The 23,594-nt window shown below is 67.3% G+C and carries 24 protein-coding genes; 15 read left to right on the forward strand and 9 right to left on the reverse strand.

What is annotated here, in order from left to right; translation table 11 throughout:
* Positions 1-243: 243 nt before the first annotated feature.
* Together AC5RWU_RS13945 and AC5RWU_RS13950 are read left to right on the forward strand one after the other, a co-directional pair.
* Complete coding sequence (locus AC5RWU_RS13945; protein ID WP_494031501.1) at positions 244-1,011, forward strand: multicopper oxidase family protein; 768 nt, start codon at positions 244-246, stop codon at positions 1,009-1,011.
* Positions 1,011-1,850, forward strand: coding sequence for a multicopper oxidase domain-containing protein (locus tag AC5RWU_RS13950; RefSeq protein ID WP_494031545.1), 840 nt, complete (start codon positions 1,011-1,013; stop codon positions 1,848-1,850). Before AC5RWU_RS13945 ends, AC5RWU_RS13950 begins: the two co-directional genes overlap by 1 nt.
* Here AC5RWU_RS13950 and AC5RWU_RS13955 read toward each other — a convergent pair.
* The 3 genes from AC5RWU_RS13955 to AC5RWU_RS13965 are packed head-to-tail and all read right to left on the reverse strand — an operon-like array spanning position 1,847 to position 7,002.
* Positions 1,847-3,472 (reverse strand): FAD-dependent oxidoreductase, encoded by a 1,626-nt coding sequence (locus AC5RWU_RS13955; protein WP_494031502.1) that lies wholly within the window; start codon positions 3,470-3,472, stop codon positions 1,847-1,849. The two genes, AC5RWU_RS13950 and AC5RWU_RS13955, sit on opposite strands and share 4 nt — an antisense overlap.
* Positions 3,469-5,550 (reverse strand): molybdopterin oxidoreductase family protein, encoded by a 2,082-nt coding sequence (locus AC5RWU_RS13960; protein WP_494031546.1) that lies wholly within the window; start codon positions 5,548-5,550, stop codon positions 3,469-3,471. The genes AC5RWU_RS13955 and AC5RWU_RS13960 overlap by 4 nt, the downstream gene beginning before the upstream one ends.
* Positions 5,551-5,598: 48 nt before the next feature.
* Positions 5,599-7,002: an MFS transporter gene (locus tag AC5RWU_RS13965; RefSeq protein ID WP_494031503.1), complete on the reverse strand. Its 1,404-nt coding sequence runs from the start codon at positions 7,000-7,002 to the stop codon at positions 5,599-5,601.
* Positions 7,003-7,242: 240 nt separating this feature from the next.
* On the opposite strand from AC5RWU_RS13965, the gene AC5RWU_RS13970 reads away from it, so the two are divergent.
* Positions 7,243-8,235 carry an aldo/keto reductase gene (locus tag AC5RWU_RS13970; RefSeq protein WP_494031504.1) on the forward strand — a complete coding sequence of 331 codons (993 nt, stop codon included), beginning with the start codon at positions 7,243-7,245 and terminating at the stop codon, positions 8,233-8,235.
* Positions 8,236-8,292: 57 nt separating this feature from the next.
* Here AC5RWU_RS13970 and AC5RWU_RS13975 read toward each other — a convergent pair whose 3' ends face one another.
* Positions 8,293-8,697: a phage holin family protein gene (locus AC5RWU_RS13975; RefSeq protein WP_494031505.1), complete on the reverse strand. Its 405-nt coding sequence runs from the start codon at positions 8,695-8,697 to the stop codon at positions 8,293-8,295.
* 67 nt (positions 8,698-8,764) lie between these two features.
* On the opposite strand from AC5RWU_RS13975, the gene hisC reads away from it, so the two are divergent.
* The 4 genes from hisC to AC5RWU_RS13995 all read left to right on the forward strand — a co-directional run bounded on the left by hisC (position 8,765) and on the right by AC5RWU_RS13995 (position 13,800).
* Positions 8,765-9,901: a histidinol-phosphate transaminase gene (gene hisC / locus AC5RWU_RS13980; RefSeq protein WP_494031506.1), complete on the forward strand. Its 1,137-nt coding sequence runs from the start codon at positions 8,765-8,767 to the stop codon at positions 9,899-9,901.
* A 144-nt stretch (positions 9,902-10,045) separates the two neighbouring features.
* Positions 10,046-11,224: a pyruvate dehydrogenase (acetyl-transferring) E1 component subunit alpha gene (gene pdhA, locus AC5RWU_RS13985; RefSeq protein WP_494031507.1), complete on the forward strand. Its 1,179-nt coding sequence runs from the start codon at positions 10,046-10,048 to the stop codon at positions 11,222-11,224.
* Between the two features lie 77 nt (positions 11,225-11,301).
* Complete coding sequence (locus AC5RWU_RS13990) at positions 11,302-12,276, forward strand: alpha-ketoacid dehydrogenase subunit beta (RefSeq protein ID WP_494031547.1); 975 nt, start codon at positions 11,302-11,304, stop codon at positions 12,274-12,276.
* An 18-nt stretch (positions 12,277-12,294) separates the two neighbouring features.
* Positions 12,295-13,800, forward strand: a complete 1,506-nt coding sequence (locus AC5RWU_RS13995; protein WP_494031508.1) for a dihydrolipoamide acetyltransferase family protein — start codon at positions 12,295-12,297, stop codon at positions 13,798-13,800.
* A gap of 7 nt (positions 13,801-13,807) precedes the next feature.
* On the opposite strand, the gene AC5RWU_RS14000 is transcribed toward AC5RWU_RS13995, so the two are convergent.
* Positions 13,808-15,109 (reverse strand): aminotransferase-like domain-containing protein, encoded by a 1,302-nt coding sequence (locus AC5RWU_RS14000; RefSeq protein WP_494031509.1) that lies wholly within the window; start codon positions 15,107-15,109, stop codon positions 13,808-13,810.
* A gap of 76 nt (positions 15,110-15,185) precedes the next feature.
* Positions 15,186-16,157: a helix-turn-helix transcriptional regulator gene (locus tag AC5RWU_RS14005; protein WP_494031510.1), complete on the reverse strand. Its 972-nt coding sequence runs from the start codon at positions 16,155-16,157 to the stop codon at positions 15,186-15,188.
* A gap of 402 nt (positions 16,158-16,559) precedes the next feature.
* Between AC5RWU_RS14005 and AC5RWU_RS14010 the strand changes: the two genes are divergently transcribed.
* The 3 genes from AC5RWU_RS14010 to AC5RWU_RS14020 all read left to right on the forward strand — a co-directional run bounded on the left by AC5RWU_RS14010 (position 16,560) and on the right by AC5RWU_RS14020 (position 18,004).
* A complete protein-coding gene (locus tag AC5RWU_RS14010) occupies positions 16,560-16,694 on the forward strand; it encodes a hypothetical protein (RefSeq protein WP_494031511.1) in 135 nt (44 codons plus the stop codon).
* Between the two features lie 87 nt (positions 16,695-16,781).
* Positions 16,782-17,747 (forward strand): lantibiotic dehydratase C-terminal domain-containing protein, encoded by a 966-nt coding sequence (locus AC5RWU_RS14015; protein ID WP_494031512.1) that lies wholly within the window; start codon positions 16,782-16,784, stop codon positions 17,745-17,747.
* Entirely contained in the window at positions 17,744-18,004 is a 261-nt protein-coding gene (locus AC5RWU_RS14020; protein WP_494031513.1) for a hypothetical protein, read from the forward strand. The genes AC5RWU_RS14015 and AC5RWU_RS14020 overlap by 4 nt, the downstream gene beginning before the upstream one ends.
* A 12-nt stretch (positions 18,005-18,016) precedes the next feature.
* Here the strand turns inward: AC5RWU_RS14020 and AC5RWU_RS14025 are convergent, their stop codons facing one another.
* Positions 18,017-18,478: a class I SAM-dependent methyltransferase gene (locus tag AC5RWU_RS14025; RefSeq protein ID WP_494031548.1), complete on the reverse strand. Its 462-nt coding sequence runs from the start codon at positions 18,476-18,478 to the stop codon at positions 18,017-18,019.
* Positions 18,430-18,699, reverse strand: a complete 270-nt coding sequence (locus tag AC5RWU_RS14030) for a hypothetical protein (protein ID WP_494031514.1) — start codon at positions 18,697-18,699, stop codon at positions 18,430-18,432. The genes AC5RWU_RS14025 and AC5RWU_RS14030 overlap by 49 nt, the downstream gene beginning before the upstream one ends.
* A gap of 460 nt (positions 18,700-19,159) precedes the next feature.
* Between AC5RWU_RS14030 and AC5RWU_RS14035 the strand changes: the two genes are divergently transcribed.
* The 3 genes from AC5RWU_RS14035 (at position 19,160) to AC5RWU_RS14045 (ending at position 21,122) form a co-directional block, all read left to right on the forward strand.
* On the forward strand, positions 19,160-19,711 hold the full coding sequence (locus tag AC5RWU_RS14035; RefSeq protein ID WP_494031515.1) for a methyltransferase family protein: 552 nt from the start codon (positions 19,160-19,162) through the stop codon (positions 19,709-19,711).
* Complete coding sequence (locus tag AC5RWU_RS14040) at positions 19,693-20,235, forward strand: hypothetical protein (RefSeq protein WP_494031516.1); 543 nt, start codon at positions 19,693-19,695, stop codon at positions 20,233-20,235. The genes AC5RWU_RS14035 and AC5RWU_RS14040 overlap by 19 nt, the downstream gene beginning before the upstream one ends.
* A gap of 95 nt (positions 20,236-20,330) precedes the next feature.
* Positions 20,331-21,122: an SDR family oxidoreductase gene (locus AC5RWU_RS14045; protein WP_494031517.1), complete on the forward strand. Its 792-nt coding sequence runs from the start codon at positions 20,331-20,333 to the stop codon at positions 21,120-21,122.
* Positions 21,123-21,241: 119 nt separating this feature from the next.
* Here the strand turns inward: AC5RWU_RS14045 and AC5RWU_RS14050 are convergent, their stop codons facing one another.
* Positions 21,242-21,802 carry an NAD(P)H-dependent oxidoreductase gene (locus tag AC5RWU_RS14050; protein WP_494031518.1) on the reverse strand — a complete coding sequence of 187 codons (561 nt, stop codon included), beginning with the start codon at positions 21,800-21,802 and terminating at the stop codon, positions 21,242-21,244.
* A gap of 86 nt (positions 21,803-21,888) precedes the next feature.
* Between AC5RWU_RS14050 and AC5RWU_RS14055 the strand changes: the two genes are divergently transcribed.
* Both AC5RWU_RS14055 and AC5RWU_RS14060 read left to right on the forward strand, forming a co-directional pair.
* Entirely contained in the window at positions 21,889-22,485 is a 597-nt protein-coding gene (locus tag AC5RWU_RS14055; RefSeq protein ID WP_494031519.1) for a TetR/AcrR family transcriptional regulator, read from the forward strand.
* A gap of 32 nt (positions 22,486-22,517) precedes the next feature.
* Positions 22,518-23,582: a Gfo/Idh/MocA family oxidoreductase gene (locus AC5RWU_RS14060; protein WP_494031520.1), complete on the forward strand. Its 1,065-nt coding sequence runs from the start codon at positions 22,518-22,520 to the stop codon at positions 23,580-23,582.
* Positions 23,583-23,594 lie beyond the last annotated feature (12 nt).

Here is a 23,594-nt window from a genome sequence, read left to right on the forward strand (position 1 = left end):
ACCTGCGGACTCGATGTTCGTCTGGCGAAAAGATTCCTCCTGGACACTTAGGGAAACCTTGAGGTGGGGAGTTGGATCCCCGCAGGAGTACGACGCCGGCTGGCTGGCCCTGGCGGCGAGTCCAAGATTTGCCCAAGGCCCGGGGAATAACGTTTAAAGGTTGGGGGGACCGGAAGGGAGTCCCTGGGTCCCGGGGCCTGGTCCCATCGGCTCGACGCTATCTGGACTGGATATGTCGAGGAGATGACTGAAATGTCCATGAGCCGCCGCGAGATGCTCCTGCTGGGAGGGCTTGGCGTCATGGGAGCGGCGGGCCTGAGCGTTCCGCTGTCCTCTATTGCCGCGAAGTCGGCCAGCAGCCTGCCGGACGATAAATTCCCGGTGCCATTTACCAACGAGTTCCGTATTCCGCCGTATCTGCAGCCCGACGGACAGGGCGTTGATCCGGAGGACGGTCTGCCCGTCAACCACTACACCATCATCGAGCGGGCCGGGCTGGAGCAGTTCATTCCGGGCTTTGCCACCCCGGTGCTGGGCTACAACGGCATCTTCCCCGGTCCGACGATCAGCCTGGAGAACGGTGTCCACGCCGTGGTGACGATGCGGAACCAGCTGCCCAGTCCGCAGCCGTTCCTGGGTACGCCGACCGGAACGTCCACCCATCTGCATGGTTCGCCGTCGCTGCCGCAGTATGACGGCTATGCCAGTGATGTCACGCTGCCGGGGTTCAGGAAGGACTACCATTATCCGAACGTCCATCCGGCGGTCACGTTCTGGTACCACGACCATCAGGTGCACTTCACCGCGCAGAATGTGTATTCGGGCCTGGCCGGAATGTATGAACTGCATGATGAGGAGGAGCGGTCCCTGGTGCCGCAGGGGCCCTTCGACGTGCCTTTGATCATCAATGATTTCATGTTCGCCGCCGACGGCACCGAAGCCTTTGACGACCATTCGCATTCGGGGCTCTGGGGCGATGTCATCCTGGTCAACGGCCGGCCTGGCCGGTGATGGAGGTCCAGCGGCGCATCTACCGCTTCCGGTGCCTGAATGCCTCCATCAACCGGTCCATCCGGCCGGTGCTGAGCACGGGCGAGCCGCTGTTCATGGTGGGAACCGACGACGGGCTGATGCCCCGGACCCAGGCGGTGGATTCCTACCGGCACGCCAACTCCGAACGGTACGAGTTCCTGATTGACTTCTCCCGGTACCGGCCCGGCCAGCGGGTGGAGCTGCGGAACCTGTCCAACAAGAACAACATCGACTTCGACCACACGGACAAGATCATGGCCTTCGATGTCACGGACGCACCCGTGGACACCAGCGGACCGAACAGCATTCCGGACCGGCTGGTCACCACCGCGGAGTCCCAGCTGGATCCTGCCCAGGCCGTGGCCACCCGGCACTTCCGGTTCGAGCGCCAGGGCGGCGACTGGACCATCAACCGCGAAACCTGGGAGGACGTGATCGCCAGCAATTTCCAGCACGCCGTCGCCGATCCCGGGCTGGGGGATGTCGAGATCTGGGAGATCGAAAACAAGTCCGGCGGCTGGTTCCACCCGGTGCATATCCACCTGGTCGACTTCCGGATCCTGGACCGCAACGGTGCGCCGCGGTTCCCGTGGGAGCGGGGTCCGAAGGATGTGATCTATCTGGGCGAGAACGAGACGGTGCGCGCGATCATGCGCTTCGGTCCGCACCGCGGCCGCTACATGATGCACTGCCATAACCTGCCCCATGAGGACCACGACATGATGGTCCAGTTCCGGGTCGGCATGAAGGAAGGGGAGCCGGACCCGAATGATCCGATCGAGGCGGCCCGGCCGGTCTTCGACACCCCGGCGCCCTAAGCCGTCAGCGTCAGCTGGTACTCGGCAATCATCTCGGCTATCCGCTCCTTGCAGCCGCCACAGCCGGTACCGGCCCGGGTTTCCTTGCCGATGCCGTCCACGGTGCTGCAGCCAGCGGCGATGGCGCTGTCGATCCTGCCCCGAGTGGCTCCCGTGCAGCGGCAGACCGTGCTGTCCGGACCAGCCGGGGCGGCGGTAGCCGGCTGGTCGAGCGCATCCAGGCGGAACAGGTTCGTCCGGTCCGCCGGCAGTTCGGCGCCGCGTTCAAAGAGCAGGATCAGTTCGGCTGCCGTACGCGGCATGCCCACACACACCAGTCCTTCAAGGACCCCGGCGCGGGTGACCATCTTGACGTAGCGGCCGTGCTCCGGATCAGCCCACTGGGCTACCCGGCGCGGGGCCGCGCCGCCCCGGGTGGTGTCGGCGTCGTCCTCGTCCCACGGCTCGGCATCCACTGAACCGGCCGCCGCCAGATCCAGGCCGCGGGCCTTGAGCAGGATCACGCCGGGTTTCTCGGCTTCGAGCCGTTCGCCAAGGGCTCCCGCCCTGGCCCCGGCAGCTGCTCCCGTCCTGGCCCCGGCAGCTTCCACTACCAGCCGGGCGGCGAGGTATTCGGCCTGCCGCCAGCCCGGCCCGATCAGCCCGGACGGTCCCATTCCCTCCCGGCCCGGACATTCGGCGCAGGCCGGATCCGCGCACAGCACCTCTGCGCAGTCGCCGATGGCGAAGATGCGGCCGTCGATGTCGGCCTCCAGCCGGTGGTTGACCCGGATCCCGCGCTCCACCTGCAGGCCGCAGCCCTCGGCCAACTCCGTGCGGGGCCGGACGCCGCAGGACAGCAGCAGCAGGCCGCCCTGGAGCTCCGTGCCGTCGTCGAGCACCAGGGAACGGAAGCGGTGGCGTCCGCCGGCCTGCGGGCGGAAGGTGATCCCGGTGGAGCGCGCGTCGGAGACCAGGCGGATGCTGCGGGCACGCAGCTGGGCGGCCAGTACGAAGGCGCCGCCGCGGTCAATGCTGCGTGCCAGCGGCCGCGGTCCGTGGTGCACGACGGTCACCGATGTCCCTTCATCGGAGGCGGCCAGGGCCGCCTCGAGACCGAGGATGCCGCCGCCCAGCACGATCACGTGCTCCTGAGCCTCGACCGCCTGGCGCAGCCGTTCGGCGTCGCGCAGGTCCCGCAGTGCGGTGACGCCGGGCGGCAGCAGGTGGATGCCACCGGGATCCGGGTTGATGCCGGCGAGCGTCGGCACGAGGGCCCGCGCGCCGGTGGCGAAGACCAGCCGGTCATAGGGCTCGGCTGATCCGTCCGCCAGCAGGACCTGCCGGCGCGGGCGGTCGATCCGCTGCACCTTCGTCCCGAGCCGGACCTCGACGCCATGGCTCCGCAGTTCCTCGGGGTCGGAAACCTCGATGGCCTCCCGGGTCGTGCGGCCGACGCCCACGTCGGCGACCAGCACACGGTTGTAGGCTGGAACGCTTTCCTCTCCGAGCACGAGGAGCGAGAGCCGGCCGGCCTGGACGGCGGGCAGCAGCTCGTCCACGAAGCGGGCAGCCACCGGACCATAGCCGACGACGATCACGCGTTCGGGGCCGGCGGCGCCGACGGAAAGTTCGGGCATCATCCGGCATCAGCCTCCTTGAGGGCACGCACCCATACGGCGCTGGTCTTGAATTCAGGCATCCCGGAGACCGGGTCCGTGACGGCCTGAGTGAGCAGATTGGCGCTTTGCTGGCCGGCGAAGTGGAACGGCAGGAAAACCGTGTCCGGCCGGATCTCGGCAGTGACCTGTGCCCGGCTGCGGACGGTGCCCCGGCCGTTGTCCAGTTCCGTCATGTCCCCGTCCGCGATGCCCAGTGCTTGGGCGGTGGCCGGGTGCAGCTGCAGCCGCGGTTCTGGCTGGGCGGCGGCAAGATCCGGAACGCGGCGGGTCTGGGTACCGGACTGGTAATGCTCCAGCAGGCGCCCGGTGGTCAGCGCCAGCGAGCCGTTGCGGTGCAGTTCCTCCGCTGGTGCCCCCGGTCGCACCGGAATGAACCGCGCTCTCCCGTCCGGATGGGCGAAGGCGTCCAGGAAGAGCCGCGGCGTTCCTGTGGAGCCGGCCGGATACGGCCAGTAGGCGGCCGCACCGGACTCCAGCAGTCCGTAGTCGATCCCGGAGTAGTCCGCGGGGCCGCCGGCGGAGGCCAGACGCAGTTCCTCGAAGACCGTTTCCGGATCGGCGCTGAAGGACGACGGCGCGTCCAGCCTGCGTGCCAGTTCGCTCAGCAGCCACAGTTCGCTGCGCACGCCGGCAGGAGGACCCACGGCGCGCCGCCGGCGGATGACGCGGCCCTCGAGGTTGGTCATGGTGCCCTCTTCCTCGGCCCACTGGGCCACCGGCAGCACCAGGTCCGCCTCCGCCGCGGTCTCCGACAAGAAGAAGTCCGCCACCACCAGGAAGTCCAGCCGCCGCAGCCCGGCGATCACCGCCCCGGCATCGGGGGAGGAGACGGCCACATTGGAACCGTGCACCAGCAGGCAGCGCACGCCGCCCTCCGTGCCCAGGGACATCAGCATATCGACGGCGGGAAGCCCCGGTCCGGGAATGCTAGTCTCCGGCACGCCCCAGACCTTGGCCAGATGCGCCCGGGCGGCCGGGTCGGTGATCTTGCGGTAGCCGGGCAGTTGGTCCGCCTTCTGGCCGTGCTCGCGCCCGCCCTGGCCGTTGCCCTGGCCGGTGAGCGTGCCGTAGCCGCTGTGCGCGGTTCCTGGCAGGCCCAACAGCAGCGCCAGGTTGATGGCCGCCGTCGTGGTGTCCGTGCCGTCGGCGTGCTGTTCGACACCGCGGCCGGTGAGGATGTAGGTGCCGCCGGTTCCCTGCTCCTGGCCGTGCCGGGCGCCGTCGGCCAGCCGCCGCGCGGTCTCGCGGATCAGCTCCGCCGGCACGCCGGTCACGGCCTGTACCCGCTCCGGCCACCAGGTGCTGACGCTGCGGCTGACGGCCTGATACCCGGAGGTGCGGCGGCCGATGTAGTCCCGGTCCGCCAGGCCTTCGTGGAACACCACGTGGCACAGGCCCAGCAGCAGGGCCTGATCGGTTCCGGGCGTCGGCTGCAGGTGCAGGCCGGCGTCGTTGTCGGTCAGCGCGGCGGTGGCGGAGCGGCGGGGGTCGACGACGATCAGCCCGCCGGCGTCGCGCGCACCCTGCAGATGCTGCACGAACGGCGGCATCGTGTCGGCCGCGTTCGAACCCAGCAGCAGGATGGCGTGCGCGCTGTCCAGTGCCTCCAGGGGGAACGGCAGCCCGCGGTCGAGGCCGAAGGCGCGGTTGCCCGCCGCGGCGGCGGAGGACATGCAGAACCTGCCGTTGTAGTCGATCCGCGAGGTGCCCAGCGCCACCCGGGCGAACTTGCCCAGCAGGTAGGCCTTCTCATTGGTCAGTCCGCCGCTGCCGAAGACCCCGACGCCGTCCGCCCCGTAGCGCGCCTGCACCCGGCGCACTTCGAGCACCACCCGGTCCAGGGCCTCGTCCCAGCCGACCGGGCGCAGCACGCCGTCGTCCCCGCGCAGCAGCGGTGAGGTGAGCCGCTCCGGCGAGCCCAGCAGCGACGTGGAGGTCCAGCCCTTGCGGCACAGGCCGCCGCGGTTGGTAGGGAAGTCCCGGCCGCTCACCTGAAGCGGCATGCCTGCGCTGCCGGCATCGGCAGTGCCCAGCCGCATGCCGCACTGCAGCGCGCAGTACGGGCAGTGCGTGTCCGTGCCCACGGGCTAGATCCCGGCCTGGGCGAAAACGGAGCCGCGGCGCAGGTAGCAGAACCAGGCCACGCCCAGCATCATGGCGTAGGCACCGACAAAACCGTGGAACGCGGCCTCGTAGGCCCCGGTGGCGGTGTTCGACGCGTTGAGCACCTGCGGGATCACGAAGCCGCCGTAGGCGCCGATGGCCGAGACGAGGCCCAAGGCGGCGGACGCCTTGCGCTCGCTGCCGACGTCGTCCTTTCCTGTGACGCGGGCCTGCCGGCCGCGGACCGCAAAGATCGCCGGGATCATCTTGTAGGTGGCGCCGTTGCCGAAGCCGCTGGCGGTGAACAGGGCCAGGAACAGGACCAGGAAGAGCCAGAAGTTGGCCGCCGGCAGCGTGAACACCACGGCCAGCGCAACCACTGCCATGACCGCGAAGGATGCCACCGTCATGCGCGCTCCGCCGAAACGGTCCGCGAGCCTGCCGCCGTAGGGGCGGGCCAGCGAGCCGACCAGCGGGCCCAGGAAGGACAGCGACAGTGCAGCGGCGCCGACGGAGAAGGCGGAGAATTCCGGGAAGACGTCGTTGATCAGCTTCGGGAACACACCGGAGAAGCCGATGAAGGAGCCGAAGGTGCCGATGTAGAGGAAGGACATGATCCACAGGTGCGGTTCGCGCAGTGCGGCCAGCGAACCGGCCAGGTCGCCGCGGGCGTGGGACAGATTGTGCATGAACTTCCGGGCACCCCAGGCTGCCAGCAGGATCAGCGGCACCCAGATCAGTCCGGCCAGCGGCAGGTCCACGCTGGCGGCCGCGCCGAAGGTGATGGCCAGCGGCACGACCAGCTGGGCGACGGCTGCGCCCAGGTTCCCGCCGGCGGCGTTCAGGCCCAGCGCCCAGCCCTTTTCACGTGTCGGGTAGAAGTAGGTGATGTTGGCCATCGAGCTGGCGAAATTACCGCCGCCGAAACCGGCCAGTCCGGCAAAAAGCAGCATGGCCCAGAACGGCGTCTGCGGGTTGGCCACGCAGACGGCCAGGCCGGCGGTGGGAATGAGCAGCAGCAGCGCGGAGATGACGGTCCAGTTGCGGCCGCCGAACTTCGGCACCATGAAGGTGTAGGGGATGCGCAGCGTGGCGCCGACCAGGGACGGCATGGAGATCAGCCAGAAGATCTGCGAGGAGCTGAAGCTGAAACCGGCCGCCGGCAGCTGCACGGCCACGATCGACCACAGCTGCCAGACCACGAAACCCAGGAATTCACAGAAGATGGACCAGCGCAGATTCACCCCGGCCAGCCGGCGGCCCTTGCTTTCCCAGAAGGCCTCATCCTCGGGATTCCAGTTGTCCACCCAACGGCCGGGGCGGACGCGGATGCCGGTGGTTGGCTGGGCCGCCGCGGGGGCGGCCTCAACGGGTCGGTCGATACTCAAGGGATCCTCCAGCGGGCGTCGGATTCTGGGGCTGGGATCCACGGTATGCAGTCCGTGTTTCGGCCGATGCTGCTCTCTGTTACAGGTTCGTCAACCGACTCTCACCCATAGCGGCCGCCGCTGTGAGGTCCCGCAGCGGAGGATCCGGCCCGAGACTCTGGCCCGGCTCTTGCCGGAGGCTGCAGGCGGCAGTAAGTTCGGGAGCGGACAGGGGATTCCCAACCGGAACGGCGGGCAGGCATGGACACGAGGACATTGGGGCCGCAGGGACTGGCAGTTTCCGCCCAGGGCCTGGGCTGCATGGGCATGAGTGCCTTCTATGGCGAGACGGACGACATCGAATCCACCGCCACGATCCGGCGCGCAGTCGAGCTCGGCGTTACCTTCTTTGATACGGCGGATATGTACGGTCCATGGCGCAATGAGGACCTGGTGGGCGGTGCACTGCACGCCATCCGCGGCCGTGTGGTCATCGCCACCAAGTTCGGCAACGAGATCGACGACGCCGGCCGGCTCACCGGGAAGGTCAACGGGCGCCCGGAGTACGTGCGGGCCAGCGCGGAAGGTTCGCTGCGGCGGCTGGGAACAGACTACATCGACCTGTACTACATCCACCGCGTGGACCGCACGGTGCCGGTCGAAGAGACGGTCGGCGCCATGGCGGAGCTCGTCGCCGAAGGAAAGGTCCGCCACCTGGGCATCTCCGAGGCCGCGCCGGCCACGATCCGCCGTGCCCATGCCGTGCATCCGCTGACCGCGGTGCAGACCGAATACTCCCTCTTCACGCGGGACGTGGAGCAGAACGGCGTGCTGGAGACGGTCCGCGAGCTGGGGATCGGATTCGTGCCGTACTCGCCGATCGGCCGCGGGGTCCTGTCCGGCCGGATCAAGTCCCCGGTCCAGCTGACAGCGGACGATTTTCGCCGCAGCGTGCCCCGCTTCCAGGGCGAGAACCTGGCGCACAACCTCGAGCGTGTGCAGGCTCTGGCCGGCGTGGCCGAAAACAAGGGAGTCACGCCGGTGCAGCTGGCCCTCGCCTGGCTGCACGCCCAGGGCCCGGACATTGTGCCGATCCCCGGGACCAAGCGGGTTTCCTACCTGGAGGAGAACGTCGCGGCACTGCAGGTCAGCCTGTCAGCCGCCGAGCTGGAGCGGATCGCCGCGCTGTTCCCGCCGGGCGCCGCCAGCGGCGAGCGCTACCCGGAGCAGGCGATGCGCGCCGTCGACGTCTGACAGACGTCTGACACCTGCCCGCGTAACCGCAGATCTGAACCGTACGACGCCGGTGCTTCAGTCGCGCGTGCGGGTCACCGTGCCGGCCACCAGGGAAACGATGCTGATCACGAGGGAACCCAGGATGGCGGTCCAAAAGAACGAATCGACGTGGAATTCCACCGGCGTGTAGGATGTCAGCCACGAGGTCAGCATCAGCATGGCCGCATTGATGATGACGGTGAACAGGCCCAGGGTCAGAATGGTGACCGGCAGGGCCAGGAAGCTGACGACCGGACGCACCACCGCGTTGACCAGGCCGAAAACCAGGCCCACGAACAGGTAGGCCAGGACGATCCCGGCCGTGCCGCTGCCGGTGGTTTGGATGGCGGCGGAGGAGCCGACGGTGATGCCCGGCAGGAGCCCGCCGGCCACCCACAGTGCCAGCGCATTGATCAGGATCCGGACGATGAACTTACCCACGCCCCCATGCTTTCACACGCCGGTAGGACCGCCCGGACTTGGGCAGCGGCAGGACTAGGGTTAACCCATGACTTCCACAGAGCACACCGCCGCTGCCGAAAGCCGGGTCGACGGCGTCCAGCCGCGCGCCGTCCTGGGCAGGCTCCCGCGCTACGCCGCCGGCAAGCCGCCCGTTGCCATCGAGGGCCTGCAGAGCTTCAAGCTGGCCTCCAACGAGAACCCGCTGCCGCCGATCCCGGCCGTGCTCGAGGCCATCGCGGCGCAGACGGACATTAACCGATACCCCGATCCGACCTCCACCGCCCTGCGCGTCAAGCTTGCCGAACACCTGGGTGTTCCTGCGGAGGACATCGTCACCGGCGGCGGCAGCCTGGGCGCCCTCAACGCGCTGCTGGCCACCTTCGCCGGCGGCAACGACTACGCCGCTCCGGATGAGGTGATCTACGCCTGGCGTTCCTTCGAGGCCTACCCCATCTGCGTGGGACTGGTCGGCGCCGCCAGCGTCCAGGTGCCGGTCCTGGCGGACGGGCGCCACGATCTGGAGGCCATGGCGGCGGCCGTGACGGAGCGGACCAAGGTCATCCTGCTGTGCACGCCCAACAATCCGACGGGACCGGCCCTGACCACCGCAGAGGTCGAGGGATTCCTGCAGAACGTACCGTCGCGCGTGCTGGTGGTCATCGATGAGGCCTACGAAGACTTCGTCCGGAAGGACGACGTCGTGGACGGCGTGCAGCTCTACCGCAGGTACCCGAACGTGGCGGTGCTGCGGACCTTCTCCAAGGCCCACGGCCTGGCGGGGCTGCGCGTGGGGTACTCCATTTCCCGCCCGGAGCTGACCCAGCACCTCCGGATGGCGGCGATACCGTTTGCCGTGTCCTCGATCGCGGAGCACGCTGCGATTACCTCGCTGGAGCATATGGATGAGGTCCGGCACCGGGTCCAGAGCCTGGTGGATGAGCGCACCCGCGTGGTCAATGGGCTGAAGGAGCTGGGTTGGACCGTCCCGGATGCGGACGGCAACTTTGTCTGGCTGGCCCTCGGGGAGAACACCCCCGAATTCGCCGATCTGTGCGAGGAACGGGCCCTGTCCGTCCGGGCGTTCGGCGCTGAGGGGATCCGGGTGAGCATCGGCGAGCCGGAGGCCAACACCCGGTTCCTGGAGATCTGCGCTTCCTATCCCAAAGGTCCGGGCGTGGCCTGACGTGTCACGAATAGGTTACAAAGCCCGGCAAAAGTTAGTCTTGGAGCTGTAACTTCAACATATATGCCAAAGAGGGAATATATTCCCCTGGTGGAATATATCTAGGGACGAACCGTCGACGGGCGGTCCAGGTGAGGAGTAGGTATGGGCGTAGAACACCTGCCAGCCACCGAGTTCGAATCGGAAGAACTCGAGGAGGCCGTGCATCCGCAGGCACCTGAGGCAGCCGGGCCGGAGCTGGTCCAGCTGCTGGGCCCCGATGGTGCGCTGTCCGAGGACCCGGTCTACAGCCCCTACGTGCAGGGGCTGGATGCGGAGGCGCTGCGCGGGCTGTACCGGGACATGTTCCTCGTCCGCCGTTTCGACCAGGAGGCAACGGCACTGCAGCGCCAGGGCCAGCTGGTGATGTGGGTGCCGTTGACTGGGCAGGAAGGCGCCCAGATCGGCTGCGGCCGGGCGCTGCAGCCGCAGGACTACGTCTTCCCGACCTACCGCGAGCACGGTGTGGCACTCACCCGCGGACTGGACCTCTCCCAGCTGCTGAGCCGCTTCCGCGGCATTTCCCACGGCGGCTGGGACCCCCGCGATTCCAACTTCCACCTTTACACCCTGGTGCTGGCGGCGCAGGTGCCGCACGCCGTCGGCTACGCCATGGGCATCCAGCGGGACCAGGCCCTGGATCCGCAGGCCGCCAAGGCCGCAACAGTGGCCTTCTTCGGCGACGGCGCCAGCTCCGAAGGCGATGTCCACGAATCGATGGTGTTCGCTGCTTCCTATAACGCCCCGGTCGTCTTCTTCTGCCAGAACAACCACTGGGCGATCTCCGTGCCGACGGAGGTCCAGTCCCGCATTCCGCTGGCCAACCGTGCCCAGGGCTACGGCTTCCCAGGCATCCGCGTGGACGGCAACGATGTCATCGCGGTCCACGCCGTCACCATGTGGGCGCTGGAGCGGGCCCGGAACGGGGAGGGTCCGGTGCTCATCGAGGCCTTCACCTACCGCATGAGCGCGCATACGACCGCGGACGATCCCACCAAGTACCGGCCCTTGGAAGAGGAGGAAGCCTGGAGGAGTAAGGACCCGCTGGTGCGGCTGGAAAAATACCTGCGCAGCAGCGGCCAGGCGGACAATGCCTTCTTCGAATCGCTGACCGGCGAAGGCGCGGCCCTGGCCGCCAGGATCCGTGAGCAGACCCTGGCCATGCCGGCCCCGACTTTCGAGGAGTCCTTCAGGCACATCTATGCGGAAGCGCATCCGCTGGTGGCGGAGGAACTCGAGTGGCACAGGCAGTACGAGGCCGGTTTTGAGGGGACGGAACAGTGAGCATCGACACCAAAGCGAGCACCACCAAAGTGAGCATCGAATCCGCGAAGGCCGCGGCCGGCAGCGGCACCCCGGCTGTGCAGACCATGACCCTCGTCAAGGCCCTCAATGCGGGCCTGCGCACAGTGCTCGCCAACGATCCCAAGGCGCTGCTCATGGGCGAGGACATCGGGGATCTGGGCGGCGTCTACCGGGTGACCGAGGGCCTGAAGGCGGAATTCGGCAAGGACCGCGTAGTGGACACACCCCTGGCCGAATCTGGCATCATCGGTACGGCGATCGGCCTGGCCATGCGCGGCTACCGCCCCATCTGTGAGATCCAGTTCGACGGCTTCGTCTTCCCCGGTTTCAACCAGATCACCACCCAGCTGGCGAAAATCCATTCGCGGACCGACGGGGCCCTGACCATGCCGGTGGTCATTCGCATTCCCTACGGCGGCGGCATCGGTTCGATCGAGCACCATTCGGAATCGCCGGAAGCTCTCTTCGCGCACACGGCTGGGCTGCGCATCCTCACCCCCTCCAATCCGCAGGATGCCTACTGGATGATCCAGCAGGCGGTCCAGTGCCAGGATCCGGTCATCCTTTTCGAACCCAAGCGCCGCTACTGGCTCAAGGGAGAGGTGGACACGACGACGCCCGCCGGCGACCCGTTCCAGGCGCAGGTACTGCGGGAGGGCACGGACGCGACCGTCGTCGTCTACGGTCCGCTGGTGCCGGTGGCACTGGCCGCGGCCGATGCAGCCGCCGAGGACGGCCGCAGCCTCGAGGTCATCGACCTGCGCTCCATCTCGCCGATCGATTTCGACACCATTACGACGTCGGTCCAAAAGACCGGGCGCCTGATCGTCGCCCATGAGGCACCCACCTTCGGCGGTATCGGCGGCGAGATCGCCGCTCGCGTCTCCGAGCGCGCATTCCTCTCGCTGGAGGCGCCGGTGATCCGCGTCGGCGGTTTCCACATGCCCTATCCTGTGGCCAAGGTGGAGGAGCACTACCTGCCGGACATCGACCGCATCCTCGAAGCCCTCGACCGCTCCCTCGCGTACTAGCCGGACACTGGAGAACACATGTCGGATCTGAATACCTTCAACCTGCCGGACGTCGGCGAGGGCCTGACCGAGGCAGAGATCGTTTCCTGGAAGGTCAAGCCGGGAGACCCGGTAGCGATCAATGACGTCATCGTCGAGATCGAAACCGCCAAATCGCTCGTGGAACTGCCGTCCCCGTATGCCGGCGTCGTCGCCGAACTCCTCGTGAAAGAAGGGGTGACGGTGGACGTGGGAACCCCGATCATCGCTGTGAACAGCAGCCCGGCCCCGGTGGTTGAGGGAACGAGGAACGAGCGAGTCGAAACCCCGGCGGGCGAGTCAGTGAGGAACGAAACCCCGGTGGTTGAGGGAGCGCCAGCGAGTCGAAACCAGCCCGCGGACACTGCCGGCCGCCTGGTTGGTTCGGGCCCGAAGGCCGACGCCGTCAAGCGCCGCCCGCGCAAGGCCTCCCCCTTTGCGGCCCAGCCGTCCGCGCCGGCTCCGGCCGCCCGTGTTCCGGCCGGACCGGACCCGGATACCCAGGGGCCGGCGTCGTACTCCGTCGCGGCGCCCTCCGCGCCCGCGGAGCCTTCCGGCGCCACACCTTCCGCCGCTGCACCCGCCTCGCCCGCCGCCGTCGTACAGGAACGGCTCAACAAGTTCATCCACAAGGTGCTGGCCAAACCGCCGGTGCGCAAGGCCGCCCGGGACCTGGGCATTGACCTGGCGGACGTCACCGCCACTGGCGTGCGGGGCGAGGTAACCAAGCAGGACCTGCTGAGCTATCAGGCCCAGCGCGAAGCCGAAGTGGCGCAGGCGGGAGAGTTCTGGGAGCCGTCGAAGAAGCCGCAGGGGCAGCGGATCGAGCGGATCCCGGTGCGCGGCGTGCGCAAGGCAACCGCCAAGGCGATGGTGGAGAGCGCCTTCTCCGCTCCGCACGTAAGCATTTTCGTGGACGTGGACGCCAGCCGCACCATGGAGTTCGTCAAGCGGCTCAAGACCTCCCGCGACTTCGAAGGCATCAAGGTCTCCCCGCTGCTGATCCTGGCCAAGGCGGTCATCTGGGCCGCAGCCCGCAATCCCTCGGTCAACGCGACATGGGCCGAGGACGAAATTATCGTCAAGCATTACATGAACCTGGGCATCGCGGCCGCCACCCCCCGCGGACTGCTGGTTCCCAACATCAAGGACGCCCAGGACCTGTCACTGAAGGAACTGGCGGTAGCGCTCAGCGACCTGGCCGCGACGGCCCGCGCAGGCAAGACCAAGCCGGCGGACATGCAGGACGGAACGCTCACGATCACCAACATCGGGGCCCTTGGGATCGATACCGGCACTCCGATCATCAACCCGGGCGAAGTCGCGATCGTGGCATTCGGCACCATCCGGCAGAAGCCGTGGGTGGTCAGCGGCGAAGTCATCCCGCGCTGGATCACCACCCTTGGCGGATCGTTCGATCACCGGGTGGTCGACGGCGACCTGTCCGCACGGTTCATGGCCGACGTCGCCGCCATCATGGAAGAGCCTGCCCTGCTGCTGGAGTAGGGGAACCTCAGGCGCTCCGCCGGCGGCTGTCCTCGACAGCCTGCCGGAGGATCGGCGCCAGGCGCCGGATCCCTTCGGTGATGTCCGCTGCCGCGACGCCGCTGAAGGCCAGCCGCAGCCGGCGGGACGGTTCGTCCGACGGCGTGAAGGCGGCTCCCGGGATGAAGACGACGCCGGCGTCGATCGCCTGGTAGAGGAGCGGGTAGGTGTCCACGCCCTCGGGCAGGGTGGCCCACACGAAGAACCCGCCGTCCGGCCGGGTCCAGGAAACACCCTCCGGCATCTGGTCCTCGAGGGCATCGAGCATCGCCTGGCAGCGCTCGCGGTAGATGCCGCGGGCGGTTTCCAGCTGGCTGCGCCAGTCATACTCCCGCAGGTACGCGGACACCAGCATTTGGCTGAGCCCGGACGGGCAGAGCACCACGGCTTCGCAGGCCAGGTAGAACCGCCGGTGCAGGTGCTTGGGAACCAGCGCCCACCCCAGCCGGACACCGGGGGCGAAGATCTTGGAGAAGGAACCCAGGTAGATGATGTCGTCAGGGTTGCCGGCCCGCAGCGGGGGCAGGTTTTCGCCGTGGAACCGAAGCAGGCCGTAGGGGTTGTCCTCGAGGATGAGGATGTTGGCTTCCTGGCAGATTTCCACGACCTGACGGCGGCGTTCGGCGCTCAGCGTGTGGCCGCTGGGGTTGTTGAAGCTAGGAATGATGTACAGCAGCTTGATCGTCCTGCCGGCCTCCTGCAGGCCGGCGATCCGCCGCTGCAGATCCTCCGGAACCAGGCCGTTGTCATCGGTGGCGACGGTCTGCAGTTCCACCTGGTAGGCCTCGAAGGAATTCAGTGCGCCCACGTAGGTGGGGTCTTCGCAGAGCACCACGTCGCCTGGATTGCAGAAGATTTTGGCCGCCACGTCCTGGGCTGCCTGCGATCCGGTGGTGACCACGATGCTGTCCGGGTCCGCATCGGTGATTCCCTCAAGTGCCATCACCTCGCAGATCTGCCGGCGCAGTTCCGGCATGCCCTGGCCGCTGCCGTACTGCAGGGCCTGCAGGCCCTCCTCGGCAATGATCCGGGCGGCCGTTTGTCCCAGCCGCTGGAGCGGCAGCGATTTCAGGTAGGGGGACCCGCCGGCCAGGGACACCAGACCGGGTCGGACCGAAATGTCGAAGACATCCCGGACAGCCGATTGCTTGATGTGGTACGCGCGCTCGGCAAACAGGAGATCGTGGCGGTGGGCCTGCTCCACCGCACGTTCCAGGGCCACTTCCGTTTCAGTCGGCAGCGTCATTGGGCCGGCTGTCTCTCGGGGCATCACTCACCCAGCATAACCCCCGGTGTTGTTCAATAGGCTACAGATGTTTATGTATCTGCATCGCTGGGGGTGCCGCTCAGATCCAGCCTGCCTCGTGGGCCTTCATCCCGGCCTGGAAGCGGCTCTCGGCTCCAAGCTCCTCCAGCATCCACGCGATATGGCGCCGGCAGGTGCGGACACTGATGTTCAGGCGCCGGGCGATGACCTCATCCGAATGTCCGGCCGCCAGTCCCTGGAGGATGGACTGCTGGGTGCTATTGAGTTTTGTGGCCTTCACTTCCTCCACCGGGATATACGGTTCTGCCAGTTCCCAGGCGACTTCGTACAGGTGATTGAAGATGCGGATGAGGTTGATGTCCCGGACCACCAGTGCTGCATGGTCGTCCTGTTCCAGCTGGCGGGAGACCAGGGCCAGCTTCTGGTCGAAGATCAGCAGTCGGACCGGAACAAACGGGAGGGTGCGGAACTGCACTCCGTCCGGGCTCAGCGCCGCCACGGCCTTGCGGGTCGGCATATGGTCCCGGGTGCTGTTGTCGTAGAGGTTTTTCCGGACCACGCCCTTGGCGAGCAGATCGCGGTCCTTCCTGATGCTGGCTTCGTGGGCCTCGGCATTCGAGCCCTGCCCGGGCATGGCGATCAGGACCTGTTCGGTCACGTCCCTGCCGTATTCGATGAGAACCCGGCGGACGACGGCGGGATCCTCCAGGACTTCGACGGACGGATCCGTGGCTATTTCCTTGCGCGCAGCTGCATACTCCGGAAGCAGGGCCGTCATTTCCCGGCGCTTGGCGTTGATCCGGCTCCGTAGCTCCTGGAGCGTCCGTTCGTCTTCGTCCACGAGGTCCGCGAGGGCGATTTCGGGGGAAACTGCCACATAGGTGTCCGCGTGTCCCTTGGGCAGTTCCAGGAGCCGGTTCTCCAGCAGTTCCGCCACGGCGCCTTCAATCTTGCGAGTGGTGTAGCCGAGTGCGGTGGACGCCTCGTCCAGCGTCCAGCCCGGCGTCGCCACGGCAAAACGGTAAAGCTCCAGCGACACTCCGTCCAGCACGTCAGATCCCCCATCTGCAAACCTCGGCCACGGACGCAGCCGGCGGCCCTCCTCTGGCACTAGCTTAGCGATCAACACCTCCCCGCCGGTTCCGGAGGGAAACGATTGATGGGCGGCAGGCGCAAGAGGGCTGTAAAAACCTGTCATGTCCACTTGCTGCCAGCAGTGACTTGAGGGCCCGCAGTAGCAGCGAAGGGACGGGAAAACCGCAGAATTGCGCCGCCCGTGGACATTCTTGGCCCTGTCCCGATCCTGCCTCCGAGTCCGTATGAGGCCATGTCCGGAATAGGGCATTTCCAGCGCTGGACTTCCCTTTGGCGGGAGTGGAATCTTACTTCTACCGGGTCGGAAACCCCGGCGGACCAGCAGAACTCACTCGCACTTGCTTGAAGGGACATTTTCATGAGAAAGAAGATCATTGGCTTGGCTGCAGGCCTGTTGGTCGCCGCTGGCGCGGTATTCGCCGCCGGCGCTGTTGCCCCCGCAGAGCCCTCCGGGGACATCACTGCCGCGGTGTGGGATTGGCCCGGAGCGTAAGGAGGAGCCCTCGTCGAAATAATCCCCTAATCGTCCCCTGAAGCGCGCCAGCGGGGTGGACCAGAGCCTTCGGAGAAGGAGACCGCCATGAGCCAAATGACTGCCGTTCGTCCCCCCAAGCGAACCAGTGGCAGCCCGCAGTGGTGGCACCTCTCCATTCACACGGAAGGCTTCGATGTTGCCGATGCGATCATCGGCGAACTGGTCACCCCGCTGGCAGCGCAGGCGCGTCTCCTCGGTGCTGTCCGGTGGTTCTTCCAGCGTGTGGAAGGCATCCCGGCCGCCCAGGTGCGCATCCGGATCCTCGCGCCGGTCGAAACCCTCGAGCGGCTGCAGGCCTTCCAGCGTGCACTGCAGGACCAGGCCGGCGGGGTGCTGTCCCAGCTGACAGTGACGCAGCATTTCAGCACGCCGGCCAGCGAGTTGGTCTTTGACGGATTCGTAACCGAGATCGATACTCAACTGGAAGCGGAACTCGCGACCTTCGGCGGCGTGGAAGGCCTGCGCCTGGCTGAGGAAGTCTTTGAGCTGGCCTCGGAGCTCGCCGCCTGGGGAATCCAGCGGTTCCCCAAGGGGCAGAACCGTTCCGCCTTCGGCGCCCTGCTCCATTTTGATTCCGCCCGTTCCATGATGCGCGGTCCTCGGTCGGGCAGCTGGCCGGACCGTCGCCGGCCCTCCTGGGACTACTACTGGGACAGCCATCTCAAGAGCTGCACCGCCGGCATGGGGCCGCGTGCAGCCAACGTCCGGGAAGCCATGACCGCGCAGGTTGCAGCCAAGATGCCCTCTATTCACGGTCTTATGGCGGCAACGGCCGCTGAAGCCGCCGTCAAGAACTGGCGCCGCCGGTGGTTCCGGGCGATTGACACCTACCTCTACCGGGCGGACAGGGCCCGGGTCAGCCGCAGTGCGCAGCAGTTGACGGTGTACCAGGCGCACATGCTCATCAACAGATTGGGCTTCACTCCCCGTGAGGAAGCTGCCCTGGGCCTCTATGCCCGGGGCTGGCACGCGGACACAGGAGCCCCCGAACTGGAAAAGCATTCATCATGAGCCCCTTTGGACAGCACACTCACCACCTTGAAGCCCCCAACATGGAAAACAGCGTCGAGGATGGCATCGACCGCACGGAAGACGTGATCAGGGCCGCAAGTAACCGCGATCTCAGCGCGGCCCTTGGATGCTCCGAGGACGCCGTGGAAACCATGCGCTCCATGGGATACCTGTCCACGGTGGGTGAGCTGTGGAACCTCGGTCCGGCCCGGGACTACCTGCGGGACGCAGCCTGGGCGGATGAACTCTGGCGCTGAATCTGGCCGGTCTTAGATTGGGAAACCCCTGCCATCCCTGTCTGCGACGGGTGCGATTGCCGTCCCGATCACGTGTGGACTGGTCGGCACTGTGAGCCTTCGCTCCGGAAAACGCAGCCGCCTCTGATTGTTGATTGAGAATCCTGCGTCGGCGATATCGCGCACGGGATCCGTTGCGGTATGGCAGCCGCCGGTCAGAGGCGGCCATACCGTTGCGTCAGCGATCCGCTGAAGCCGTCGCAGGCTAGGTGTCTCGGCAATGGCGTGTTCCAGGAAACGCAACTGGCCGTCCGCGCGAAGCACCCTGAGCACCTCGGCCAGTGCACCTTTTCGATCCCTACTGGAGCAGAGGACAAGGCAGAGTACTGCGGCATCGACGGAACGGTCCTCCAGCGGTAAGCGGGCCGCAGTCCCGGCAAGAATTGTCACGGGAACGGGTGCTTTGTGAGCGGCCTGCTCCGCCAGTCCACGCAGATACGGTTCCGGCTCGACGCAATCACGCGGGTAACGGTTGGAGGGTAGTGGGCGAAGTTCATCCCGTTGCCGGCTCCGACCTCGACGACGTCACCCTCCAGCCCAACCAGCAGTTCCTGGCGAAGGTCGGCCAGTCCCTCCTCCTCCATCCAGGGACTGACCTTGGCGTAAAAATGGCTGAAAAATGGATGGGGAAGGTCCTTCGTCGCCTGCGGATTCATGACGTCGTCCCGCTCTCAGCCCCGTCACTTTCGGCGCGTCGGAAATCAAGACCCTGCATATCAATGCACATCCTCTTCATTCATCGGCACTCTGTTCAGCCGGGTTGCAGACCGCCGGCGAATGGGAAAAGACGGCCAGATCCAATCCTCGGGTGAAAGAGGCCTCGCAGATGGACAGTGGAGAGACCTTGCTCGGTTGCCCTCCACCGTATGTGCAACTCATGAAGTTCTCTAGCTACGGGGCGAGGTGATGGCCGGCACTGGGCGGCGAGTGCGGCGCGGGCCGCCGGAGCAAAGTGCTTCCGGTTCGGCCCGGCCCATCTCAGCACGGTAAGCAGGCTCCCGCCCCGGTTGACTCCGCGCCTGGCGCACGAATAAGCGGGCGGACGTGCGCGTGCTGAGAGAGTGAACCGGGGGTGAGGGCCTTGACGGGGTTCCGGCAGCGGACAAGAGTAGCTCCATGGGCACTTCGGCCGATTCGGCGCAGGAGAAGCGCAGCGCAGTCCTTGGCACCATCGCCATGGGGCTGGCGCCGGCCGTGTTCGCGGGAGCCGTTCCATGGCGGATCACCCGCTGGAGAGTCCGCGTGCCGGTCCCCGGCGGCGCTCCGGCGCAGATCCTGGGTGCGGCGCTGATAGGAACCGGAGCGGCTGCGGTGGGCAGTTCCTTTGTCCGGTTCGCGGCCGAGGGCGTGGGCACGCCAGCGCCGATAGCCCCGCCCAAGTACCTGGTGGTCGGCGGACTGTACCGCTATGTCCGCAATCCCATGTACCTGGCGCTGGAGGCAGCGAGCTTTGGACCGGGACTGCTGCTTGGACAGCCAAGCTTTTCCTGTACGGAGCGGTTGCCGCCGTGCCGCCCGCGGTTTTTGCACATTCGGAAGCGCCGTCGCCGGAGCGCCGCCGCCGGAAGGGCCGCCACCGGAGGGCCGTGGCCGGCGGAACAGCCGTGTCCGGAAAACCCAGAAGAACCGACCCAGAAGGTGGATGAGCAGTGGATACAGCCCAAATAATCGGGATCATCGTAGGGATCGTCGTTGTACTGGCTATCGTTGCGCTGCTGGCGTTCATGGCGCGGAAACGGCAGCACGTTCGCGTCGAACGCAAGCGCGAGCAGGACCGCCATGAGGCCGCGGCGATCCGCGAGAAGGCGCAGGCTGCGGACTTTCAAGCGCGCGAGCGGGATGCACAGGCCAGCCAGGCCACGGCCGATGCCAAGAAGGCGGAAGTGGAAGCGGAACGTCTGCGCCGCGAGGCGGAGCAGCGCCGGCAGGAAGCCGAAGCGGAGGCGGACCGCCTGCGCAGCGAAGCGGACCAGCGCCGGCAGGAAGCCGAAGCCGGTCAGTCCGAGGCCCAGACGCTGCGGGAAAAGACGGGGGAACAGCTCAGGAAGGCCGATGAACTCGATCCGGACAAGGATTCCGGCCGGCATCGGGGCGAGGGATCGACCGATGACGGTACCGGTAGCGGTGGCGGCGACAGCCACGGGCGCGGAAGCCACAAGCGCGGAAGCCACGAGCGCGGTACGCGAGGGTAATTCCGGGGCCCGCGGGTAGCGACAGACGGAGCCGGTCCGCGGGATAATGGTCTCGGCGATCGCTCGACCGAGGTCGGTCAGGGGGAGTGACGGACATGGCCGCCAGAACCTGGTTCATCACTGGCGCGTGCCAGGGAATCGGACGCGAATTGACGGAGCAACTGCTGGCAAGAGGCGAGCGGGTGGCGGCGACCGCCCGCCGCCCGGCGAACCTTGCGCCGTTGCGCGAAGAGCATCCGGACTGCTTGTGGACGGCCTGCCTGGACGTGACGGACACCGCTGGAGTGCGCAACGTCATCGAACGCGCTTTCGGGGAACTCGGCAGGATCGACGTCGTCATCTCCAATGCCGGCTACGGTCTCTCCGGCGCGGCCGAGGCGCTGTCGGACGCGGAGATCGAACGGGAGATCGCCACCAACCTCACGGGCTCGATCCAGCTCGCGCGGGCAGTGCTGCCTTACCTGCGCTTGCAGGGCGGCGGGCGGATCGTCCAGCTGTCCAGCATGGGCGGCCAATGGGCCATGCCCGGCCTAAGCATCTACCATGCGACCAAATGGGGGATCGAGGGGTTTCTCGAAGCCCTGATTCCGGAAGTAGCGCCGTTCGGGATCGAGGTCACAATGGTGGAGCAGGGCACCTCGCGCACGAATTTCGGCGCTGCGCGCGGAGATCCAGCGAAGATGGCGGCCGCGATCATCGCCTCGGCGGACACCCGTCCGGCACCGAAGCGGCTGACCCTGGGCAGCGACGCTTACACGAACGTGAAATCGGCCCTGGAGCAGCGGCTTGCCGCCTTGCAGGCGCAGCGCGACCTCGCGCTCTCGACGGACTTTCCGGCCGACCCTGCCGCCTCGTGCGGGCTCCCCCGCGAGCTGTCCCGCCATTAGGCGCACCGGCGTCGAACACGGAAGACAACAGAAGGGGTCCCCGGCTCACAGTGACCGGGGACCCCTTCTGAATTTGTGGAGGCCGGCTGCCATGCGGCCGGCCGGAGCTCGCCGGGAGCTTAGGCGGAGACCGGCGCGGTGGCGGCAACCAGGGCGTTCAGCACACCGGCAACCTGCTCGGCGACCTCGGCGTCATCCTTCGGGTGGATTTCGGCGAAGCGGACCACCGACTGCGGGATGGAGAGCTTGGCGTCTTCCAGCACCTTGGCACCGGCGATGTTCAGGGCCTTGCGGGCCTCATCCTGCGCCCAGACGCCACCGTACTGGCCGAAGGCGGTACCGACGACGGCGGTCGGCTTGTTCGCTGCGGCGCCGGCACCGTAGGGGCGGGACAGCCAGTCGATGGCGTTCTTCAGCACGGCCGGCATGGTGCCGTTGTACTCGGGGGAGACCAGCAGCAGCGCGTCGGCCTGGGCTGCGGCTTCGCGCAGGGCGGCGGCCGCAGCCGGAACCTGGCCCTCAACGTCGATGTCCTCGTTGTAGAAGGGGATGTTCCCGAGGCCTTCGTAGATGGAAACCTCAACGCCTTCCGGGGCGTTGGCGGCAGTGGCCTCGGCCAGCTGCTGGTTGGTGGAGCCATTGCGCAGGGAGCCGACGAGGGTCAGGACGAAAGTAGCCATATGAGGTTCTCCTTCAAGTTGTTGAACTGTCAACCAGTATAAGCGGACCGCGGTCCGGATGCATTCCCGGACCCTATGATGGATCCGTGGACGGGGGATTGCTGCCGATGGCAGGAACGGGCGACGGCGAGCGCGGCGATGCCGCCCGGAACCGCGCCATTGTGCTGGAAGCGGCGCGGGATTTCATGGCCAGGCATGGAGTCGATGCCCTGACCATGGACGCGCTCGCGCAGCATGCGGGTGTGGGCAAAGGCACAATTTTCCGCCGCTTCGGCAGCCGCGCAGGACTCATGGTCGCGCTGCTGGACCACACTGAGAAGGAATTCCAGCGCTCGTTCATGTTCGGGCCGCCGCCGCTGGGACCGGGGGCTCCCGCCGTCGAACGTTTGGTCGCCTTCGGGATCGCGCGGATCGGCATTGTCGAGACGCACGGCGAGCTGCAGCGGGCGGCGGATGCCTCCACTGCGCTGCGTTACGCCCACCCCGCGCGCCGGTTGGTGCGCCGGCACCTATCGATGCTGCTTGCCGAGGCTGGGGTGAAGTGCGACGCCGACCTGGTCACCTACCAGCTCATGGCCACCCTGGATGCGGAGCTGCTGCTGTACCTGCGGCACGTGGAGCGCATGCCGCTGGAGCGGCTGGCCGACGGCTGGGCGGACCTGGTGCGCAGGGTCACGGCATAGCGGCGCCGGTTGCAGGCGGCTAGCCTTGTGCCATGGCTCACAGCGCAGCTTCACACCCGCAGGCAATCCGCACCGCCGTCTTCGGCTTCGGCCTGGGTGGCAAGGTGTTCCATGCGCCGTTGATCGCGGTGAATCCGCGGTATTCACTCGATGTCATCGTCACCTCGGACCCGGCCCGCCAGGAGGCGGCGCGGGCCAGCTATCCGCAGGCCCACATCGTGTCCCGGCCGCACGACGCCCTGGCCTATGCGCACCAGCTGGACCTGGCCGTCGTCACCACGCCGCCGGCCACCCATGGAGCACTTGTGGAGGCGGCGCTGGAGGCCGGGCTCGCCGTCGTCGTCGACAAACCCTTCGTGCCGCATGCCGTCGATGCGGAGCGGATCATCACGTACGCCGAACGGCGGGGACTGGCGCTGTCCGTCTTCCAGAACCGCCGCTGGGACGGGGACTTCCTGACCGTGAAGAAGCTGCTGGCGCACGGCGCGCTGGGCACCGTGCACCGTTTCGAGTCGCGGATCGACCGCTGGCAGCCGGTGGTCACCAAGGTGTGGAAGCGGGACACCGCGGCGGCCGACGGCGGCGGCATTCTCTACGACCTCGGACCGCACGTGATCGACCAGGCGCTGCAGCTGTTTGGGCCGGCGGAGCTGCTGTATGCCGAAATTGCGGCGAACCGGGGCGACGGCGGACCTGATGACGACGTCTTCCTGGCCCTGAAGCATACGACGCCGGCGGGAACCGTGATCTCGCATCTGGCCCTGAATGGCCTGGCCGCGCAGTCGGGTCCCCGCTTCCGGATACTCGGCTCCAAGGCCGCCTACGTCAAGTGGGGCGCGGATACGCAGGAGCCCTCCATCATCGAGGGCATCCGCCCCGGCGACGAGGACTATGGCGTGGAGCCGGCCGAGGCCTGGGGCACGCTGGGCGTGGATACTGCGCTGGACACGGTGCCGACCGAGCGCGGCAACTGGCCCGCGTTCTATGAGCAGATGGCTGCAGCGATCCGCGACGGCGGTCCGGTGCCGGTGGAGCCGAGGGACAGCCTGCCGGTGCTGGGAATCATCGAGGAGGCGCACCGGCGGGCGGGCGGGTAGCGGACGGCACGG

The organism is Arthrobacter sp. B0427-1-12, from assembly GCF_059092905.1.

What these genes read in the sequence shown, in the direction of transcription:
- AC5RWU_RS14045 (WP_494031517.1), top strand. Translation starts at nt 20,331, where the DNA reads ATGGCCGCCAGAACCTGGTTCATCACTGGCGCGTGCCAGGGAATCGGA.
- AC5RWU_RS13960 (WP_494031546.1), bottom strand. Translation starts at nt 5,550, where the DNA reads ATGCGGCTGGGCACTGCCGATGCCGGCAGCGCAGGCATGCCGCTTCAG.
- AC5RWU_RS14015 (WP_494031512.1), top strand. Translation starts at nt 16,782, where the DNA reads ATGAGCCAAATGACTGCCGTTCGTCCCCCCAAGCGAACCAGTGGCAGC.
- AC5RWU_RS13945 (WP_494031501.1), top strand. Translation starts at nt 244, where the DNA reads ATGACTGAAATGTCCATGAGCCGCCGCGAGATGCTCCTGCTGGGAGGG.
- AC5RWU_RS13955 (WP_494031502.1), bottom strand. Translation starts at nt 3,472, where the DNA reads ATGATGCCCGAACTTTCCGTCGGCGCCGCCGGCCCCGAACGCGTGATC.
- AC5RWU_RS13970 (WP_494031504.1), top strand. Translation starts at nt 7,243, where the DNA reads ATGGACACGAGGACATTGGGGCCGCAGGGACTGGCAGTTTCCGCCCAG.
- AC5RWU_RS14030 (WP_494031514.1), bottom strand. Translation starts at nt 18,699, where the DNA reads ATGAATCCGCAGGCGACGAAGGACCTTCCCCATCCATTTTTCAGCCAT.
- AC5RWU_RS14020 (WP_494031513.1), top strand. Translation starts at nt 17,744, where the DNA reads ATGAGCCCCTTTGGACAGCACACTCACCACCTTGAAGCCCCCAACATG.
- AC5RWU_RS14035 (WP_494031515.1), top strand. Translation starts at nt 19,160, where the DNA reads ATGGGCACTTCGGCCGATTCGGCGCAGGAGAAGCGCAGCGCAGTCCTT.
- AC5RWU_RS13950 (WP_494031545.1), top strand. Translation starts at nt 1,011, where the DNA reads ATGGAGGTCCAGCGGCGCATCTACCGCTTCCGGTGCCTGAATGCCTCC.
- AC5RWU_RS14050 (WP_494031518.1), bottom strand. Translation starts at nt 21,802, where the DNA reads ATGGCTACTTTCGTCCTGACCCTCGTCGGCTCCCTGCGCAATGGCTCC.
- hisC (WP_494031506.1), top strand. Translation starts at nt 8,765, where the DNA reads ATGACTTCCACAGAGCACACCGCCGCTGCCGAAAGCCGGGTCGACGGC.
- AC5RWU_RS14060 (WP_494031520.1), top strand. Translation starts at nt 22,518, where the DNA reads ATGGCTCACAGCGCAGCTTCACACCCGCAGGCAATCCGCACCGCCGTC.
- AC5RWU_RS13995 (WP_494031508.1), top strand. Translation starts at nt 12,295, where the DNA reads ATGTCGGATCTGAATACCTTCAACCTGCCGGACGTCGGCGAGGGCCTG.
- AC5RWU_RS14010 (WP_494031511.1), top strand. Translation starts at nt 16,560, where the DNA reads ATGAGAAAGAAGATCATTGGCTTGGCTGCAGGCCTGTTGGTCGCCGCT.
- AC5RWU_RS14000 (WP_494031509.1), bottom strand. Translation starts at nt 15,109, where the DNA reads ATGCCCCGAGAGACAGCCGGCCCAATGACGCTGCCGACTGAAACGGAA.
- pdhA (WP_494031507.1), top strand. Translation starts at nt 10,046, where the DNA reads ATGGGCGTAGAACACCTGCCAGCCACCGAGTTCGAATCGGAAGAACTC.